The sequence below is a fragment of the Paraburkholderia bannensis genome (genome assembly GCF_014200455.1).
Classification (GTDB): Bacteria; Pseudomonadota; Gammaproteobacteria; order Burkholderiales; family Burkholderiaceae; genus Paraburkholderia; species Paraburkholderia bannensis_A.
The window spans coordinates 53,519-68,958 of record NZ_JACHBW010000009.1; the positions used below are offsets into that span (position 1 = coordinate 53,519).

Here is a 15,440-nt window from a genome sequence, read left to right on the forward strand (position 1 = left end):
GGGCGAATGTTAGTGGGTGAGTCCAGTGATTTGTGCAATCGTATTGATTTTCGCCCAGTTATTTTTAACGTATTTTTCCTGGAATTTGGTTTTATCGACTGGATTCGGTGGTTCAGACCGCTGCCCGCTGTTCGCCCGCCGCGTGGCGCAGTGCTTCCAGCACCGTGCGCGGCGGCTATAACTACGACGGCATCACCACCGAATCGGCGAGCAAAACTGGATGCGCAATCACGCGCCGCGTCTCGCGAAAGAAGGCAAACCGTGGTTTCTCGCGGTCAATCTCGTGAATCCGCATGACGTGATGTTCGTGAATACCGATGCGGTCGGATCGAACCTGCAGGACGCGATCAAGCCGATGCTCGGCCATGCGCATCCGCCCGAAGATGCGCTCTATCAGCAGAAGTGGGATAGCGTGCCGCTGGCTGCGTCGTGCCATCAGGCTCATGACGAGCCGGGCCGGCCGCGCACGGCATGTTCAATGCGGCGATAGTCCCGATGTCATGCCGATCCGCGATGGCAAGGTGCAGGTGCAAATCCGCAACTTCCATTAAGGCTGGCGGCGCGCGGGATCGAGTTGCCGGTAGTAGAAGGTAGTCGCGCAGAAGCCGCCGTCGGGCATGAGTGCGTAGTCCGGCACCGTGCCCGCACGCTGCCATCCGGCGCGTTGGTAAAGGCGCTCGGCTTCCCCGCCGGTGACGGTGTCGAGCACCAGCACGGTCTTGCCTGCCTGCAGCGCGTGGGTTTCCACGGCCTGCATCAGTCGCGCGCCGATGCCTTGCCTGCGCGCTGCGCGCGACACCAGCATCTTCGCGACATCGGCGCGATGGGGTTGATTCTCCGCCTGAGCCGTGACGATCTGCACCGTGCCGACGATGCGGCCGTGTGCGTCTTCGGCGATCAGCAGGATGCGCTCGTCGGCGGCTACGCCCTCGGCGGCGCGCTTCCAGAACGCGAGCGCGGTTTCGCGCGCGAGTGGCGCCATGAAGCTCACCGAAGCGCCGCCTTCCACGCAATCGATCAATACATCCGCGAGCGCGTCGATGCTTGCGGCGGCTTCGTTTGCGCCAAGCCGGCGCACTTCGATATCGCTGTTCATGGTGTGATCCCCGAAAAGTTACGGACGTTACGCAGCGATGCGGCTCAACGCCACGAGATAGCGCGCGCTCTGGCGCGTGGGATTGCGCCAGACGATCGGGCAATCGAGCTTCATGGCGAGACAGTCGCCCGTTTCCAGACGCCAGCGCTGTTCGCCGACGGTGATTTCCATCGTGCCTTCGAGGATCCAGACCTGTTGATGGATTTCCGCATCGCGCAGACTGGTGTCGTAGGCCACGCGCTTGCCGGCGGGGAATTGCACCTCGACAAGCTGGATGGGCGACGGGAGTTCGGGCGAGAGATTGCGGCGCACGTAGCCGGAGGCCGGATCAGTCCAGACAGGTTGTGAGTGCGCGGCGCTATAGGGCGAAGGTTCGGCGGCCGCCTTCGAGCCGGGCGGTTCGAACAGTGAAGCGAGCGAGACGCCCAGCGCGGTCGCGAGCTTGTCGAGCACGACGGCGGTTGGGCTGCTTTCGCCGCGCTCGATCAGCGAGATGGTGGAGCGGCTGACGGCGCTGCGCTCCGCGAGCGCTTCGAGCGACCAGCCGCGCGCGTCGCGCAGTTCGCGCAGGCGCTGTGCCAGTGCGGAGTGGATATCCATCGCGTCCAGTTTAGTGGATGATCTTATCCAGTAAACTAGATGAGCGGTTTTCGATTGTCAATGTCGACAAAAAAATCGATGCAATAAAAAGACCTCCACCCGGTTCACAGATTCGCGAAAAATCTGCTCACCGTCGTGGAGGCCTGCGGGTACAACGAATGCATCGACTCAACGCAATCAGAACTCGACAGTCGCGTTGGCGATGAACGTGCGCACGGCGCCAGGCAGTGCGTAGTAACCGCAACCGGTGGTCGAGTAGCGCTTGTCGAACAGATTGTTGATGCCTGCGCGGAAGGTCACGTCCTTGCCGGCGATGGCCGTTTCGTACTTCGCGCCGATATCGACCGTCGTATAGGACGGCACGATGAACTGGTTCGCGGCGTCCAGCGCCATATTTCCGGTGTACTTGACGCCTGCATCGAGCGTCAGGCCATGCACGACCGGCGGCGAGTATTCGACGCGCGCCGTCGCCTGGAAGCGCGGCGTGCCGAAGATGCGCTTGCCGTTGACGCTCGGGTCGTCGATACCCACGCCCTTGGCGTTGAGCGCCAGCACGCCCGCCATCACGCGCACATCGCGCACCGGCGAGAACCAGGCGCTCGAATCGACGCCCATGTAACGCTCGGTGCCGTCCTGCACGAACATGTTCGCGGTTGGTGTAGTCGTAGCCGCGATCGATGCGGAACAGCGCGACATTGCCGCCCAGCGCTCGTGATCGGTCTTGACGTCCACTTCGTACTGCTTGCTGCGCTTGTGACGTCCGCGGAGGTGAGCACTACGTCGAGTTTTTTTAGCCTCCAATTCAGCCTGATCTGGGAGCCGACCGAACAGCAGACCTACTATCTGTCCTATGGTTTGGCATCGGCGACGCCGTGAGCCGGTTCGATTTCGGCAGATGCGAATCCGCTGGGTGTGAACAGCACGACGTCAGCCAGCAACGCACTGCGCAATCTCGACCCCGAAAAGACCAAAACGCTCGAACTGGGCGGCAAGACCAATCTGCTCGGCGAGCGTCTGGGACTCACGGGCGCGCTGTTTCGCACGGAAAAGAACAATACTTATCATGACGACGGCAGCGGGAACGTTTCCGCGACCGGCAACAAGGAACGTTACTATGGCGCAGAACCGGGCTTGACCGGGCAGATCACACCGGACTGGACTGCCTGTCTCGGCTACATGTATCTGCTCAGCGAAATCACCGACGCCGCCACCAGAACGAATATCGGCAATCCGGTGCAGGGTGTGCCGACGAATTCGTCTACGCTATGGATAACTTATGACTTCGCGCGGCTGCTGCATGGAAAAATGACAATACCGCACGCGCGACGCCATCGGCGGAGCGCGCCGTCATCCTGAGCGTCAAGCTTTCCATGTAACTCAAAGCATTGCGATGCGGGCGCGGTCCGAAATGGCCGCGCCGCGTCGCGGAAAACCTATGATCGTAAAAATCCCGAACGTGCTGAGCCCGGAAGAAGTCCGATATTGCCGGGATGTGCTGGGCGCGTCCGAATGGGGGGACGGCAAGGCGCGCGCCGGGGAGCAGGCGCGCGATGTCAAGGACAATCTCCAGATCGAAATGGGCTCTGAGCCTTTCCGCGAGATGGGCGAACGGGTGCTTCGGGCGCTGGGCCGCAATAGCCTGTTCAATTCGCTGACGATTCCGTTGCGGGTACGATCGCCGATGTTCAATCGCTACGACTTCGGTATGCACTACGGGCCTCATGTCGATGGCGCGATTCATAGCGTGCCCGGTGACACGCGGGACGCGCTGGGCGGCATTTTTCTGGACGCAGTCGATCGTCAAATCGCACGAGCAGCGTGCGGGAGATCCGAACACTGTTGCCCGATACCCATCCCGCGGTGCTCGCCTTGACGAGCAGTTATCACAACCAGTTGCGGCTGTCGTCGGAGCTTTGAGCGGGCGCCCGGGGCCGCCACAGCAATTTCTTCCAAGACTTCGTGCCTGGCGTGTCGCATGATCGCTGCTTTGCTCATGCCTTACGCCACCCCACGCCATGCATCCCGCAACCAACGGCTTTTTGCTGTCTCTTTCGCTTTGCCTCGATATCGGCATCGCCAATATCGCCATGATGAACCTCGCCATGCAGCGCGGCTACTGGAACGGCTTCTGGCTGGGCCTCGGATCGTGCTTTGGCGATCTGTTCTACGCGGTGCTCGCACTCGCGGGCATGACGGCCTTACTGCAATTTTCGGTCGTGCGCTGGTGCATGTGGCTCGGCGGTTCCGTCGTGCTGGCGGTGCTGGCCGTGAAGATGATCAAGTCGGCTGTTGCGTCGGCGCGCGCGGGCCCGGTTGACGAATCGCGCGCAGATAAAGGTTCGCCTTTGCAGCAAGTCGTGAAGGGGGCGCTGCTCGCGTTGTCGTCGCCTTCCGCGATCGTGTGGTTCGCGGCGGTGGGCGGCTCGCTTATCGCGCAATCGGCCGTGAGCGGTTGGCAGGCCACGGGCAGCTTTCTCGCTGGATTCTTCGCGGCGGGCGTGGCTTGGACCGTGGCGGTGTGTTTTGTCGCGCGCCAGGGCGGCAAGCGCTTCGGCGCGCGTGGTTTGTCGTTCTGCTATTTCGCCTCGGCGGCGCTATTCGCGTTCTTTGCGTTTCAGGTGGTGACGTCGGGCTATCGCACGCTCATTCTGGGCGGCGTGGCGTAGCAAAGCGCAGCGGACTCACGCCCAGCGCCTTGCGGAACGCGTTGATGAAGTGGCTCTGATCGTAAAAGCCCAGCGTGAACGCAACATCCGCGATGGTCGCGCCCGCGCGCAGCAGACGGCGCGCTTCAATCAGGCGCAGTTGCATGTGGTATTTACCCGGCGACATGCCAAACGCGTCCTTGAACGCGCGGATCAGATGGAACTTGCTGATGTCGGCGATGGTTGCGAGATCATCGAGTTTGACCGGCGTGTCCAGTTGTTCGCGCATATAGGTCCGCACGCCGTCGAGGCGATGTGCGCTGAGGCGTTCGATGCGGGCTTGCGACCCATGCGAGTGTCCGTTCGCGAGTAGTGCGGCGGCCAGTTCGGTCAGCGCCGTGTCGTATTCGAGTGTGTCGGTCAGCCCGTGTCGATCCGCGCTGATTGCACGCGCCGCGAGATAAACATCGACAATGCGCTGTTGCAGCGATGCATCGGCGAATACGCCCTGGTTCACTTCCTGTGCGCTGGCGCGCGACGTCCAGCCATTCGCGCTGGCGATATCCGCGAGCAATTGCGGTTCCAGGTACAACGAAATGAATTCGGTGTCGCCTGCCGAGGGATGGAAGGCCGAAGCCTGAATCGCGTAAGGGTTGTAGACGGTTGCCGTGCCGGCGGGCGAACTGAAGGTCTTGCCGTCGAGCCAGACATCTTCGCTGCCGGACAGCGTCGCGCTGATCACGTATTCGGCGTGCGTGTGGCGCGCGAATTCAGCCGTGCCCGTGGCCCGGATGCGCGCGACTTCCAGCGCGCCGCTGCGGTAGAACTCCGTCGTCTTCAGCATGTGAAGCCTGCGAGGGCGGCAAAAAGCAGTGGCGCAATGGCATTGGGCCACTGCTTTTGCGCGATAAACCTCAGGCGGCAGCGATCACGTCGATACGCAGCGCCTGGCCGCCGGCCGCCACTTCCAGCAGACGGTCGACATTCGGATGCGCACCGGGACGGTTGCGCGCGTCGGCGGTGTGCTCGGCGAACACGGCGAGACCGTGCTCTGCAGCCTGTGCGTCGAGCGTGCCGAATGCCAGCTTCAGGTAGTGGTAGACAGCCAGCGAGCCTTGCTTGCCCGGCTTGTTTTCGATCGTCGAGATCAGCGCGCCCTGGCCGTCGACCAGGTCGATGCGCTCGATGCCGTCAATGGCGGGCAGTTGTGCGAGGTTGTCCTTGAAGACGTTGCCCGGCTGGATCGGCTGCGTGGAGGAAGTAGAGGACATTTCGTGCGCAAAGTGCCCAGTATAGCGCGCGGAAACTGGCCAGGAACGCCCGGCTAGCGCCGGAATCGCGCCACCACATGCTCCGGGATATTTTCAGGCGTCACCACGACAACCGACGACGATGGCGTGAGCGCGGACTCGGGCAACATCTTGTGAAAGCACATAATGTGCTGGCAGGCCGCGCGCATGTCTTGCCGCAGATCGTGATAGAGGAGCGCGTGAATCCTGCCCTCGCGCAGCAATTCAAAGTTGTCGCGGTCCAGATCGTGTCCGATATAGCACGCGGGTGTTGTTCCCTGTGCTTCGAGCGCGCGCAGGATGGCGCGATTGCCGCCGCCCATCGAATAGACCGCGAGGATGCTCTCATGTGAGTCGAGTGCATGGCTCACGAGTTTTTCGGTGGGGGCGTCGAGTCCATGTCCGCCGCTCGCGTCGATCAGCTCCAACTGCGGATAGCCGCTTCTCAACGCTCGGCGAAAGCTGATTTCGCGTTCTTCTTCGCCGCGAAAGCGCTCGTCGCTCATGGTGATCAGCACTTTGCCGGATTGAGCGCCTAGCCAGCGCCCGAGCAGGTACGCTGCGGTTGCGCCTGCCACGCGGTTATCGAGTCCCGCGTAGGCGATTCTTCCCGAAAGCGGCAGGTCGGTGAAAACCGTCACGACCGGTATGCCGCCGCGCTTGAGTTCGCCGATGGCATCGGCAATGTCGGGGACGTCGCGCGCCTTCAGCAGCACGCCGTGGCTGCCGCGCTGTGCGATTGCACGCAGCGCCGCGACGACTTCCTGCGTCGTCATGGTTTCCTGCAGGTTCAGGCGCGGGCGGAGCAGGGCGGGCTGGAGCGCGGGGAGTTCGGCTTCGAGCGCATCGCGGATTTCATCGGCGAAACGGCGCGGCGCTTCCACGATCACGTCGACGATGAGCTTGCGGCCTTTCGTGCCCGAAAAGCGCTCCTGCTCTTCGAGTTCCTTGATGGCTTGCGCAACGCGCATGCGCGTTTGCACGCGGACGCTGCCGCGCTCGTTAATGACGCGGTCGACGGTCGCAACGCCTACTCCCGCCTGCATGGCGATCTCCTTGAGAAGAAAGCGGTGCGCCACTGCAGGTCCCCGTTTTGATGGATTGTTGAGGGAAATATGATAGCCCGGGCCGGGACGTCATATCTCCTCAACGACCGCGAGGCGCTCAGCGCCGCGCGTTCGCCTTATCGAGGGCTTCCAGGATCGCGTACGCCGCACGCACGCGCGCCTCGTTCGGATACGCCTTGTTCGCGAGTATCACCACGCCGATGCGCCGCGCGGGCACATAGGCGATATAGGCCGAGAAGCCGTTGGTCGAACCCGTCTTGTTGATGAGCGCATCCGCCTGCGGGGCGAGCGGCGGCGTGAGCGCGCGCGCGGGCGTCGGCTTGAGGATCGCGTCGGGGCCGTTGCCGCGTTCGAGCGTGTCGAGCGCAACCGGCCACGGATATTGTTCCCACACGACATCCTGCGTGAACGGCCCCGCCGTGTAATAGCCGGTATGCGTGCAATCGATCGCGCGCTGCCAGGCGGCGTCGAGCGGCACGATGCCCATATTGGCGTCGATATAGCGCACGAGGTCGGCGCTGGTGGTGCGCACGCCATAGGCTTCGTCGTCGAATACGCCCGGATTCATGCGTTTGGGCGTATTGGTCTTGTCGTAGCCCTGGGCGTAATGCGCCTCGCTCGCGGGCGGCACGCGCAGCCATGTATGCGCCATGCCGAAGGCAGGCAGCATGTCCTGCTCGACGGCTTCGCGCTCGGGCTTTCCCAGGCTCTGCGCCGCGGCGCGCCCCAGCAGGCCGATGCCCATATTCGAATACACGCGCTGAGTGCCCGGCGCGCTCGCGGGTTGCCAGTTGCGCAGCCAGGCGGTCAGCTGCGCGTCGTTGGTCACGGCGTCGGGCACGAAAAGCGGCAGGCCCGACGTATGCGTGCCGAGGTTGAGCACGCTCACATGGTCGAACACGCTGCCGCGCAGCGCGCTGACGTAGTGAGTCACGGGCGCGGCAAACGAAAGCTTGCCTTGCGTCTGCGCATAGCACGCGAGCGTTGCCGTGACCGTCTTGGTCACCGACCCGACTTCGAACAGCGTGTCGCCATCGACCCGCGCACCGGTTGCCTTCGACGCCACGCCGTAGTTGTAGAACGCATGTTTGCCATCCACGCTGATACCCACCGCCACGCCCGGGATGCCGTACTGCGCCTGCACGGGCCCGATCGCGGCATCGACCGCCGCTTTCATGGCGGGTTGCGCCGCATGCGCGCTCACCGCCGCGTAGCTCAGCGCCAGGGTCGAAGCCATCAGTACCGCTTTTGTCTTGATATTCATCGTTCAGGTCATGATTAGTTGAATGAAGCGTCGCATGCATTGCGCGACGTGCATTCTCTGGCGTTGCCACCTCGCCGACAAGCGATGATAATTTGCCTCACCCAAAAGAAAAAATTATGGATCGTCCATGCGTCCCAATGTGCCCCTGCATGCGTTGCGCGCTTTCGAGGCGTCGGCGCGCCATCTGAGTTTCACGCGCGCCGGTCTCGAACTGAAGGTCACCCAGGCTGCCGTCAGTCAACAGGTGCGCATGCTCGAAGACTGGCTTGGCGTGCCCTTGTTCCGGCGTCTGCCGCGCGGCCTGGGCATGACGGACGAGGCGCGCGCGCTGCTGCCGGTGCTCAGCGACGCGTTCGGCCGTATCGAAAACGTGCTCAAGCAGTTCGAGGGCGGCCGCCTGCATGAAGTGCTGACGGTGGGCGTGGTGGGGACGTTTGCGATCGGCTGGCTGATGCCGCGCCTCAAGTCGTTTCGCGAGGCGCATCCGTTTGTCGAACTGCGGCTGCTGACGAATAACAATCTCGTCGATCTGGCGGGCGAGGGGCTGGATTTCGCGATTCGTTTTGGCGACGGCAAATGGCCCGCCACGCAGAACACGCGGCTGCTCGACGCGCCGCTGGCGGTGCTGTGCGCGCCTGAAATCGCCCAGCGTTTGCGCCGCCCCGAGGATCTCGCGCGCGAGACGCTGCTGCGCTCCTATCGCACCGACGAATGGCTGCGCTGGTTCGAGGCGGCCGGGATCGAGGCGTGGACGGTCAGCGGGCCGATCTTCGATTCGTCGCGGCTGATGGCCGAAGCGGCGATGCAGGGCGCGGGCGTGGCGCTTGCGCCCGCGCGCATGTTCACGCGCGAGTTGCAGGCCGGCATGCTGGCGCGGCCTTTCGATATCGAGGTGCCGACGGGCAGTTACTGGCTCACGAGCCTGGCGTCGCGGGCGATGACGCCGGCGATGCGTCTGTTCGAAAGCTGGATCGTCGCCGAAGCTGCGGGCTGAAAAAAAGCTGCGTCAAAGCACGTTGAGCATCGCCAGCGCGGTTTCCTGCAGATGCGGCAGCACGCGCTGCAGGGCGGCTTCCGTGCTTTCGCTGCCGATCGACATATTCGTGCTCAAGGCCGCGATTACCTCGCCGGCCCGGTTGCGCAGCGGCACGGCCACGCCGCGCACGCCTAACTGCAATTGCTGTTCGATGAGCGCGTAGCCATCGGCGCGCGCGCGCACGATCTTTTCGCGCAGCCGCGAGGCGCTGGTGAGCGTGTGCGGCGTGAAGGGCGCAAGCTCCACGCCGTCGAGCCACATGGACACCGCCTGCTGGTCATCCTTGTACGCGAGCAGCACCACGCCCGGCGAGATCAGCGGCGCGGGCACGCGTGCGCCCAGCACGAAGCCCGTCGTCATGACGCGCGACACGCCGTTGCGCGCGATCACGACCAGATCCCAGCCGTCGAGCACGCTCACATAGGCCGATTCGTTGAGCGTCGCACTCAGTTGCTGGAGATAGGGCTGCACGGTGCGCGGCAGGCGCGCCGAATCGAAGTACGACCAGCCCACGCGCAGCACGCGCGGCGTGAGGCCGAACAGGCGCCCGTCGGTATAGACATAGCCCAGCGATTCGAGCGTGAGGAGATAGCGCCGCGCGGCCGTGCGCGACAGGCCCGTGCGCTCGGCGGCTTGCGTCGCGGTCATGCGCGCGTGCTGGCTGTCGAACGCTTCGAGGATCGCGAGGCCTTTTTCCAGGCCTGCGATCCAGTCGCGTTTGTCGAGGGTAGATTTTTTTGCCGGCAAGATGGGTGCGCGTAAATCAGGCCTTCGCGGGCTTCATGCGCGCGGCCACGATCAGCGAGATCAGGCAGCCCACCGCCAGATACGCGGCCACCAGATGCCAGGTGCCGCCGCCCACGCCCACCAGCGCCACGGCGATGAACGGCGTGAAGCCGCCGCCCACCACGCTGGCGAACTGGTAGCCCACGCCCGCGCCGCTGTAGCGGTATTCGGCCCCGAACAGTTCGGTGAAGAGCGGTTGCTGCACGCTCACCACCATATCGTGCGCGAGGTTGGCTAGCGCCACCGAGAAGATCACGATCCACAGCGTCGAACGGGCTTCGAGCGCGAGGAAGAACGGCACCGCGCTGGCAAGGCCAATCACCGCGCCGATCAGATAAATGCGGCGCATGCCCAGACGGTCGGCGAGCCAGGCGAAACAGGGAATCGTCACGCACGACAGCGCGCCCACAAAGAGGCCGATGCCCAGGAACAGATCGCGCGACAGGCCCAGATTCGCCGTCGAATAGCTCAGCGCGAAAGCGGTCACGATATACATCGTGAAAAGCTCGGCCAGACGCAGCGCGATGATGTACAGAAACGCCTTGGGATGACGCGTGAGCGCTTCGAGCACCGGCATCTTGAGCTTGCGATGGCCGTGTTCGACTTTCTCGACGAATTCCTTCGACTCGTCCATGCTCGAACGCACCCACAGGCCGATCAGCACCAGCACCACGCTGAACAGGAAGGGCAGACGCCAGCCCCACGCACGGAACGCCGTATCGCCGAGCAGATGGCTCAGCAGCGCCACGATGCCGGTGGCGAGCACGAGGCCGACGCCGTAGCCGACCTGCACGCCGCTGCTGTAGAACGCCTTCTTGCCCTTGGGCGCGCTCTCCACGGCCATGAGCGCCGCGCCGCCCCATTCGCCGCCCACGGCGAAGCCCTGGATCGCGCGCATCAGCACGAGCAGCACGGGCGCCCACCAGCCGATCGAGGCGAACGTGGGCAACAGGCCGATGGCGACCGTGGACAGGCCCATCAGCATCACGGTGAGCACGAGCATGCGCTTGCGCCCGAGGCGGTCGCCATAGTGGCCGAACACCACGCCGCCCAGCGGGCGGAACAGGAAGCCCACGCCGAAGGTGGCAAAGGCCGCCAGCGTGCCCATGTTCTTACCGATGGCAGGGAAGAATTCGGCGTTGAAGACCAGCGCGGCGACGATGCCATACAGCAGGAAGTCGTACCAGTCGACGACGGCGCCGACGAAGCTGCCAAGCGCCGCTTTCTGCGCCTGGCTGCGCGCCTGGCTGGCGTTGGACGGCTCGGCCGCGCCCGTGGATTCGAGGGTGGGGGTCATGAGGGTGTCTCCAGTCCCGGCAGCGCTTTGGTCTGCCCTGATGTGATGCCTGCGGGCGCGTTGCCTCGCAGAGGTGAAACGGAGCATAGAGCCGCGTGCGCCCCGTTTCAATGCATACAACGCGCGAAACGCGCGATTATCGCCCATAAGTGTGCGATTATCGAACGCTTTGAGGGTTAGCACGGAGGATCGCACGCCAGCAGAAAGGCGGCCGTCTTTGGCGCAATGTACGAATTGGTTAAAATTGCCGCGCGGCGGCCCGGTGCCGCGATGCGTGTTGCAAGCTCTCATTCGGCGTCGCACCGGGGCTTGCGCCGCGCGCATTCTGCACGCACTCTCTGGCTGTATGCGCCGCCTGGTTTCATTGCCGCTTTTTCGTTTCGACGCTTCATCGTCTGGTATCAGGAGCTTCCCGCATGTCGTCCACCCCTATTTCCGCTGCAGCGGAGCAGGCCAATCCGCTCGGCATGGCCGGGCTCGAGTTCGTCGAATTCGCGGCGCCCGAGCCCGCCGCGCTGGCGGCGCAGCTCGCGCAGCTGGGGTTCAAGGCCATCGCGCGTCACATCAGCAAGGACGTCACGTTGTGGCGTCAGGGCCAGATGAATTTCCTCGTCAACGCCGAGCCCGATTCGTTCGCCGCCCGCTATGCCGAGGAGTACGGCATGGGTGTTTGCGCGATCGGCGTGCGCGTGGACAGCGCGCGGCGCGCGTTCGAGCATGCGCTGCGGCTGGGCGCCTGGGCTTACGAGGGCGAGCGCATCGGCGCGGGCGAGTTGCGCATTCCGGCCATTCAGGGCATTGGCGACTCGCATATTTATTTCGTCGACCGCTGGCGCGGCCGGGGCGGCCAACGTGGCGGCGTGGGCGATATTTCGATCTTCGATATCGACTTTCGTCCGATCGACGTGGCCACGGCTCAGGCCGATCTGGAACACAGCGGCACCGGCCTGCAGCGCGTCGATCACCTCACGCAGACAGTGGGGGCGGGGCGTATCGGCGAATGGCTGGATTTTTATCGCGACCTGCTGCATTTCCGCGAGATTCACGAGATCAACGCGAACTGGCACGTCGCGCAGGAGTCGCGCGTGATGGTGTCGCCGGACGGCGATATCCGCATTCCGGTCTATGAGGAAGGCACGCGCCGCACCGAGCTCATGCACGAATATCTGCCCGATCATCCGGGCGAGGGCGTGCAGCATATTGCGCTCGCCACCGACGATATCGTGCCCTGCATCGATGCGCTGATGGCGAACGGCGTCGAGTTCGTCGAGCCGCCCGCCGCTTATTACGATTCCGTCGATGCGCGCCTGCCGGGTCATGGCGTCGATCTGCAGGCGCTGCGCCAGCGCCATATCCTGATCGACGGGGAGATTGGCGAAGACGGCGTGCCGCGCCTGTTTTTCCAGACTTTTGTGAAGCGCCGCGCGGGCGAAATCTTCTTCGAGGTGGTGCAGCGCAGCGGTCACCAGGGCTTCGGTGAGGGCAATCTGGATGTGCTGGCGAAGGCGCGCGCCGCGCAGGGCGGCGCTTAAGGCGGCTTGAGTCTGCTTGAGCCTGCTTGAACCTGCTTAAAGCTGCTTAGACCGTCACGACGATCTTCCCGACCTGCTCGCCCGCTTCCATGTAGCGATGCGCGTCGGCGATCTGCTCGAAGGCGAAGGTGCGGTCGATCGCGGGCTTGAGCGTGCCGGTCGTGAGGCCTTCGGTGATGAAACGTTTGGCGCGTTCGAGACGCGCGGCGTTCGTCGTGATTTCGAACAGCTCGTAGCCGCGCACGGTCAAATGGCGGCCCAGCAGGTCCATCACCGGCACGCCCAGATCGCGTACGTCGAGCGCGCCGTACTGGAAGAACGTGCCGTCACGCGCGAGCGCACGCAGTTGATGGGCGGCTTCGGGGCCGCCCACCGGATCGAAAGCGATCTGCGCGCCGCGCCCATCCGTGATGTCGAGCACCTGTTGCGTGAGCGCCGCGCCGCCGCCGGCGATCACATGCTTCGCGCCGGCTTTGAGCAGCGCATCGCGCTTCTTGTCGCTGCGCGTAAGCGCGATCGGTGTCGCGCCGACCCGGTTGGCGATCTGGATCGCGGCGAGGCCCACGCTGCTCGACGCGGCGCCCACCAATACCGCTTCGCCCTGCTTGAGGCCGCCGAGTTCGATCAATGCGCCCCACGCCGTGGTGTACATCATCCACGTTGCGGCGGCTTCCTCGAACGAGAGCCCAGGTGGGTTCTTCACGACCGCGTGCACCGGCGCGTTCACGCGCTCGCCGTACATGCCGTAATCGAGAAACGAAAACGCGGGCACCACGCTCACCGCGTCGCCGACGGCGAAATCCGTCACGCCTTCGCCCACGGCTTCGATCACGCCCGAGCCCTCATAGCCCAGTTGCGCGGGAAACCGCGGCGCGTGCGTGTATTGTCCGTTGCGGTACATCACTTCCGCGCGGTTGAGGCCGATGGCCTTGATGCGGATCTGCACTTCGCCGGCCTTGGGCGGGGCCACATCGACTTCTTCGATTTGCAGGACCTCGGGACCGCCGGTGCGGTTGAAACGGACGACGCGTGACATATCAGGCTCCTTCGATCGAACGGATTCGAAGGGACATCGTAGGCCGCGGCGCCGCACGGATCAACGCGCGGCGTGATCACTCATTGTGATTCGATCGATAACAATCGGCGTGCCTTTGTTGCAGCCGAAGTGTTACCCCGGCAGCCTGCGCGCCGCGAGTTCCGAAATCCAGTCGATGAATACGCGCACCTTGCCCGGCAGATGATCGCGGTGCGGATACACGACCGACACCGGCTTGGGCACGGGCGCGGCGCGACGTGTGGCTTGGCGCACGGATGCAGGCCACCGCGTGACGTAAGCTGTAAGCGGGCCTTCCCCTCTGGCGGGGTCGAAAAATGGGTCGAGCAATCGGTCGAGCAATGTCAGGCACCAGGCAGATCTCCGGGACATGGGGCGCGACGCTGTGCGCGGTCTCGCTCGCGTTTTTGCTGTTTGCGGCCGCGCATGCGACGCACGCACACGCGCAGGTTCCCGCGCCAAAGTTGTCCGCCGAAGATCATCCGCCCGTGTGGATCGCGCGCTCGCCCGGCCATCCCACCCTGATCCTGTTGCCGACCATTCATGCTTTGGCAAGCGACGATCCGCGCGTGAACGCGGCGCTCGCCTCGATCGCGGACGGCGTGCAGGCGATCGTGCTGGAGACTCACACGAAGCCCACGCCCGAGGATACGCAGACGGTGCGGCGCATCGGCTTCTATCCGGCGAGCGACAATCTCACCAATCACGTCAGTTCGATGACGGCGGAATCGCTGGCCCGTTGCGCGCGCGACAGCGGCGCCGACATCCACGCGTTCTTCCAGACCAAACCTTGGCTGGCGGGCTTCGCGGTGCAGGCAGTGCGGCTGCATCAATGGCGCTGGGCGAGCGACGGATCGAAAAACGTGCATTTCGTGAGGACCGCTTCACCACTGGTATTCCCCGGCATCGACGAGCGGCTGGAAGCGCTGGCGCATCGGCGGCAGATTCCTCTGATCTATCTGGAAACGATGGAACAGGGCATGCAGTTGTTCGACCACATGCCCGCCGCCGATCAGGAAGCGTTTTTACAAAGCGCGTGCGAAGGACTGCGCGGCGCGAAAACGCCAGGCGAAGTGTCATACGAATCGTTTCAGGCCGCGTGGGCGAAGGGCGACGCCGCGGCGCTGGAGCATCTGGCGAACGCACGCTATGCGGGTGAGAGTGACGCGCACTATGACTTCAGCCAATATCTCTTCGCGCGCGGCACGGATATTTTTGCGGCCACGCTGGAGCGCGACGGCTATTTCTACGGCAAGGGCCCGATCCTCGTGGCGGTGGGTGCGGGTCACTTCTTCGGCGATCGATCGCTGCTTCAACATCTGCGCGACGCGGGCTATACGGTGACGCCGCCCGCTGCCGTGACGCCGCCCGCGCCGCCGCAGTTGATGGCGCCCCATGAGGTCGCGGCACGTTGAAGCTTGCGTTTTGCTTTCGCTCTAAAACGTTTGCGCATTACCGCGCCTTACCCTAAAGGTTCCCCCGGCAACGCCGTTAGCCGGGATATGAAGACGCCATTTTCCAAATCCGAAGCGCAACTGATTCTCTCGATCGCCCACGAGCGCGCCGAGTATCGGGCCGCCGTCGCGGGTGTCGAGCTGGAATCGGCAGCAGGTTCCGCGATTTACGACACCGTGATCTACTCGACGCTCTCCGAACTCGCCCCGGCGCTGTCGATCGAGGAATTTATCGGCCTGCTCGCCCGTCCCGAGGTTCTGCACTGACGCTCCCGGATTGATCCGGATTCCTGATTGAATAAGGCAAGGGTTCGCCACCA

19 protein-coding genes and 1 pseudogene are annotated in these 15,440 nt (G+C 64.0%); 9 read left to right on the forward strand and 11 right to left on the reverse strand.

Going from position 1 to position 15,440, the window contains the following annotated elements:
- Window positions 1–220 precede the first annotated feature (220 nt).
- Window positions 221–490 carry a hypothetical protein gene (locus F4827_RS16240; protein WP_260175245.1) on the forward strand — a complete coding sequence of 90 codons (270 nt, stop codon included), beginning with the start codon at window positions 221–223 and terminating at the stop codon, window positions 488–490.
- A gap of 57 nt (window positions 491–547) precedes the next feature.
- Here F4827_RS16240 and F4827_RS16245 read toward each other — a convergent pair whose 3' ends face one another.
- The 3 genes from F4827_RS16245 to F4827_RS16255 all read right to left on the reverse strand — a co-directional run bounded on the left by F4827_RS16245 (window position 548) and on the right by F4827_RS16255 (window position 2,428).
- Window positions 548–1,096: a GNAT family N-acetyltransferase gene (locus tag F4827_RS16245; RefSeq protein ID WP_183724992.1), complete on the reverse strand. Its 549-nt coding sequence runs from the start codon at window positions 1,094–1,096 to the stop codon at window positions 548–550.
- Window positions 1,097–1,123: 27 nt separating this feature from the next.
- On the reverse strand, window positions 1,124–1,696 hold the full coding sequence (locus F4827_RS16250; RefSeq protein ID WP_183724993.1) for a helix-turn-helix domain-containing protein: 573 nt from the start codon (window positions 1,694–1,696) through the stop codon (window positions 1,124–1,126).
- Between the two features lie 177 nt (window positions 1,697–1,873).
- Window positions 1,874–2,428: a TonB-dependent receptor domain-containing protein gene (locus tag F4827_RS16255; RefSeq protein WP_183724994.1), complete on the reverse strand. Its 555-nt coding sequence runs from the start codon at window positions 2,426–2,428 to the stop codon at window positions 1,874–1,876.
- Between the two features lie 180 nt (window positions 2,429–2,608).
- Here F4827_RS16255 and F4827_RS16260 point away from each other — a divergent pair, with 180 nt between their 5' ends.
- The 4 genes from F4827_RS16260 (at window position 2,609) to F4827_RS16270 (ending at window position 4,362) form a co-directional block, all read left to right on the forward strand.
- Window positions 2,609–3,052 (forward strand): TonB-dependent receptor domain-containing protein, encoded by a 444-nt coding sequence (locus F4827_RS16260; protein WP_183724995.1) that lies wholly within the window; start codon window positions 2,609–2,611, stop codon window positions 3,050–3,052.
- A 79-nt stretch (window positions 3,053–3,131) separates the two neighbouring features.
- The gene (locus tag F4827_RS16265) at window positions 3,132–3,569 is read left to right on the forward strand and encodes a hypothetical protein (protein WP_260175269.1); all 438 of its coding nucleotides are present in this window, start codon (window positions 3,132–3,134) and stop codon (window positions 3,567–3,569) included.
- Entirely contained in the window at window positions 3,536–3,613 is a 78-nt protein-coding gene (locus tag F4827_RS35325; RefSeq protein WP_260175259.1) for a hypothetical protein, read from the forward strand. The genes F4827_RS16265 and F4827_RS35325 overlap by 34 nt, the downstream gene beginning before the upstream one ends.
- Before the next feature lie 98 nt (window positions 3,614–3,711).
- Window positions 3,712–4,362, forward strand: coding sequence for a LysE family translocator (locus tag F4827_RS16270; protein ID WP_183724996.1), 651 nt, complete (start codon window positions 3,712–3,714; stop codon window positions 4,360–4,362).
- Here the strand turns inward: F4827_RS16270 and F4827_RS16275 are convergent.
- The 4 genes from F4827_RS16275 to ampC all read right to left on the reverse strand — a co-directional run bounded on the left by F4827_RS16275 (window position 4,340) and on the right by ampC (window position 7,961).
- Window positions 4,340–5,185 carry an AraC family transcriptional regulator gene (locus tag F4827_RS16275; protein WP_183724997.1) on the reverse strand — a complete coding sequence of 282 codons (846 nt, stop codon included), beginning with the start codon at window positions 5,183–5,185 and terminating at the stop codon, window positions 4,340–4,342. The genes F4827_RS16270 and F4827_RS16275 overlap by 23 nt on opposite strands.
- A 70-nt stretch (window positions 5,186–5,255) precedes the next feature.
- Complete coding sequence (locus F4827_RS16280; protein WP_183724998.1) at window positions 5,256–5,612, reverse strand: DUF2322 family protein; 357 nt, start codon at window positions 5,610–5,612, stop codon at window positions 5,256–5,258.
- Window positions 5,613–5,665: 53 nt separating this feature from the next.
- Window positions 5,666–6,709 carry a LacI family DNA-binding transcriptional regulator gene (locus tag F4827_RS16285; protein WP_183724999.1) on the reverse strand — a complete coding sequence of 348 codons (1,044 nt, stop codon included), beginning with the start codon at window positions 6,707–6,709 and terminating at the stop codon, window positions 5,666–5,668.
- Window positions 6,710–6,794: 85 nt separating this feature from the next.
- Window positions 6,795–7,961: a class C beta-lactamase gene (ampC, locus tag F4827_RS16290; RefSeq protein ID WP_183725000.1), complete on the reverse strand. Its 1,167-nt coding sequence runs from the start codon at window positions 7,959–7,961 to the stop codon at window positions 6,795–6,797.
- A 127-nt stretch (window positions 7,962–8,088) separates the two neighbouring features.
- Here ampC and F4827_RS16295 point away from each other — a divergent pair, with 127 nt between their 5' ends.
- Complete coding sequence (locus F4827_RS16295; RefSeq protein WP_183725001.1) at window positions 8,089–8,955, forward strand: LysR family transcriptional regulator; 867 nt, start codon at window positions 8,089–8,091, stop codon at window positions 8,953–8,955.
- A 12-nt stretch (window positions 8,956–8,967) separates the two neighbouring features.
- Here F4827_RS16295 and F4827_RS16300 read toward each other — a convergent pair whose 3' ends face one another.
- Together F4827_RS16300 and shiA are read right to left on the reverse strand one after the other, a co-directional pair.
- Window positions 8,968–9,744, reverse strand: coding sequence for an IclR family transcriptional regulator C-terminal domain-containing protein (locus tag F4827_RS16300; RefSeq protein ID WP_183725002.1), 777 nt, complete (start codon window positions 9,742–9,744; stop codon window positions 8,968–8,970).
- A gap of 16 nt (window positions 9,745–9,760) precedes the next feature.
- Complete coding sequence (gene shiA / locus F4827_RS16305) at window positions 9,761–11,080, reverse strand: shikimate transporter (protein WP_183725003.1); 1,320 nt, start codon at window positions 11,078–11,080, stop codon at window positions 9,761–9,763.
- Between the two features lie 416 nt (window positions 11,081–11,496).
- Here shiA and F4827_RS16310 point away from each other — a divergent pair, with 416 nt between their 5' ends.
- Window positions 11,497–12,612, forward strand: a complete 1,116-nt coding sequence (locus tag F4827_RS16310; RefSeq protein WP_183725004.1) for a 4-hydroxyphenylpyruvate dioxygenase family protein — start codon at window positions 11,497–11,499, stop codon at window positions 12,610–12,612.
- Between the two features lie 46 nt (window positions 12,613–12,658).
- Here the strand turns inward: F4827_RS16310 and F4827_RS16315 are convergent, their stop codons facing one another.
- Together F4827_RS16315 and F4827_RS16320 are read right to left on the reverse strand one after the other, a co-directional pair.
- Entirely contained in the window at window positions 12,659–13,648 is a 990-nt protein-coding gene (locus tag F4827_RS16315) for a zinc-dependent alcohol dehydrogenase family protein (protein ID WP_183725005.1), read from the reverse strand.
- Window positions 13,649–13,795: 147 nt separating this feature from the next.
- Window positions 13,796–13,894, reverse strand: a pseudogene (locus F4827_RS16320) (LysR family transcriptional regulator); the annotation flags it as partial.
- A gap of 113 nt (window positions 13,895–14,007) precedes the next feature.
- Here F4827_RS16320 and F4827_RS16325 point away from each other — a divergent pair.
- The gene (locus F4827_RS16325) at window positions 14,008–15,081 is read left to right on the forward strand and encodes a TraB/GumN family protein (RefSeq protein ID WP_183725006.1); all 1,074 of its coding nucleotides are present in this window, start codon (window positions 14,008–14,010) and stop codon (window positions 15,079–15,081) included.
- An 87-nt stretch (window positions 15,082–15,168) separates the two neighbouring features.
- Complete coding sequence (locus F4827_RS16330) at window positions 15,169–15,387, forward strand: hypothetical protein (protein WP_167058221.1); 219 nt, start codon at window positions 15,169–15,171, stop codon at window positions 15,385–15,387.
- Window positions 15,388–15,440: the final 53 nt, after the last annotated feature.

What these genes read in the sequence shown, in the direction of transcription:
- F4827_RS16310 (WP_183725004.1), top strand. Translation starts at nt 11,497, where the DNA reads ATGTCGTCCACCCCTATTTCCGCTGCAGCGGAGCAGGCCAATCCGCTC.
- F4827_RS16280 (WP_183724998.1), bottom strand. Translation starts at nt 5,612, where the DNA reads ATGTCCTCTACTTCCTCCACGCAGCCGATCCAGCCGGGCAACGTCTTC.
- F4827_RS16330 (WP_167058221.1), top strand. Translation starts at nt 15,169, where the DNA reads ATGAAGACGCCATTTTCCAAATCCGAAGCGCAACTGATTCTCTCGATC.
- F4827_RS16245 (WP_183724992.1), bottom strand. Translation starts at nt 1,096, where the DNA reads ATGAACAGCGATATCGAAGTGCGCCGGCTTGGCGCAAACGAAGCCGCC.
- F4827_RS16275 (WP_183724997.1), bottom strand. Translation starts at nt 5,185, where the DNA reads ATGCTGAAGACGACGGAGTTCTACCGCAGCGGCGCGCTGGAAGTCGCG.
- F4827_RS16265 (WP_260175269.1), top strand. Translation starts at nt 3,132, where the DNA reads ATGATCGTAAAAATCCCGAACGTGCTGAGCCCGGAAGAAGTCCGATAT.
- ampC (WP_183725000.1), bottom strand. Translation starts at nt 7,961, where the DNA reads ATGAATATCAAGACAAAAGCGGTACTGATGGCTTCGACCCTGGCGCTG.
- F4827_RS16250 (WP_183724993.1), bottom strand. Translation starts at nt 1,696, where the DNA reads ATGGATATCCACTCCGCACTGGCACAGCGCCTGCGCGAACTGCGCGAC.
- shiA (WP_183725003.1), bottom strand. Translation starts at nt 11,080, where the DNA reads ATGACCCCCACCCTCGAATCCACGGGCGCGGCCGAGCCGTCCAACGCC.
- F4827_RS16315 (WP_183725005.1), bottom strand. Translation starts at nt 13,648, where the DNA reads ATGTCACGCGTCGTCCGTTTCAACCGCACCGGCGGTCCCGAGGTCCTG.
- F4827_RS16270 (WP_183724996.1), top strand. Translation starts at nt 3,712, where the DNA reads ATGCATCCCGCAACCAACGGCTTTTTGCTGTCTCTTTCGCTTTGCCTC.
- F4827_RS16240 (WP_260175245.1), top strand. Translation starts at nt 221, where the DNA reads ATGCGCAATCACGCGCCGCGTCTCGCGAAAGAAGGCAAACCGTGGTTT.
- F4827_RS16295 (WP_183725001.1), top strand. Translation starts at nt 8,089, where the DNA reads ATGCGTCCCAATGTGCCCCTGCATGCGTTGCGCGCTTTCGAGGCGTCG.
- F4827_RS16325 (WP_183725006.1), top strand. Translation starts at nt 14,008, where the DNA reads ATGTCAGGCACCAGGCAGATCTCCGGGACATGGGGCGCGACGCTGTGC.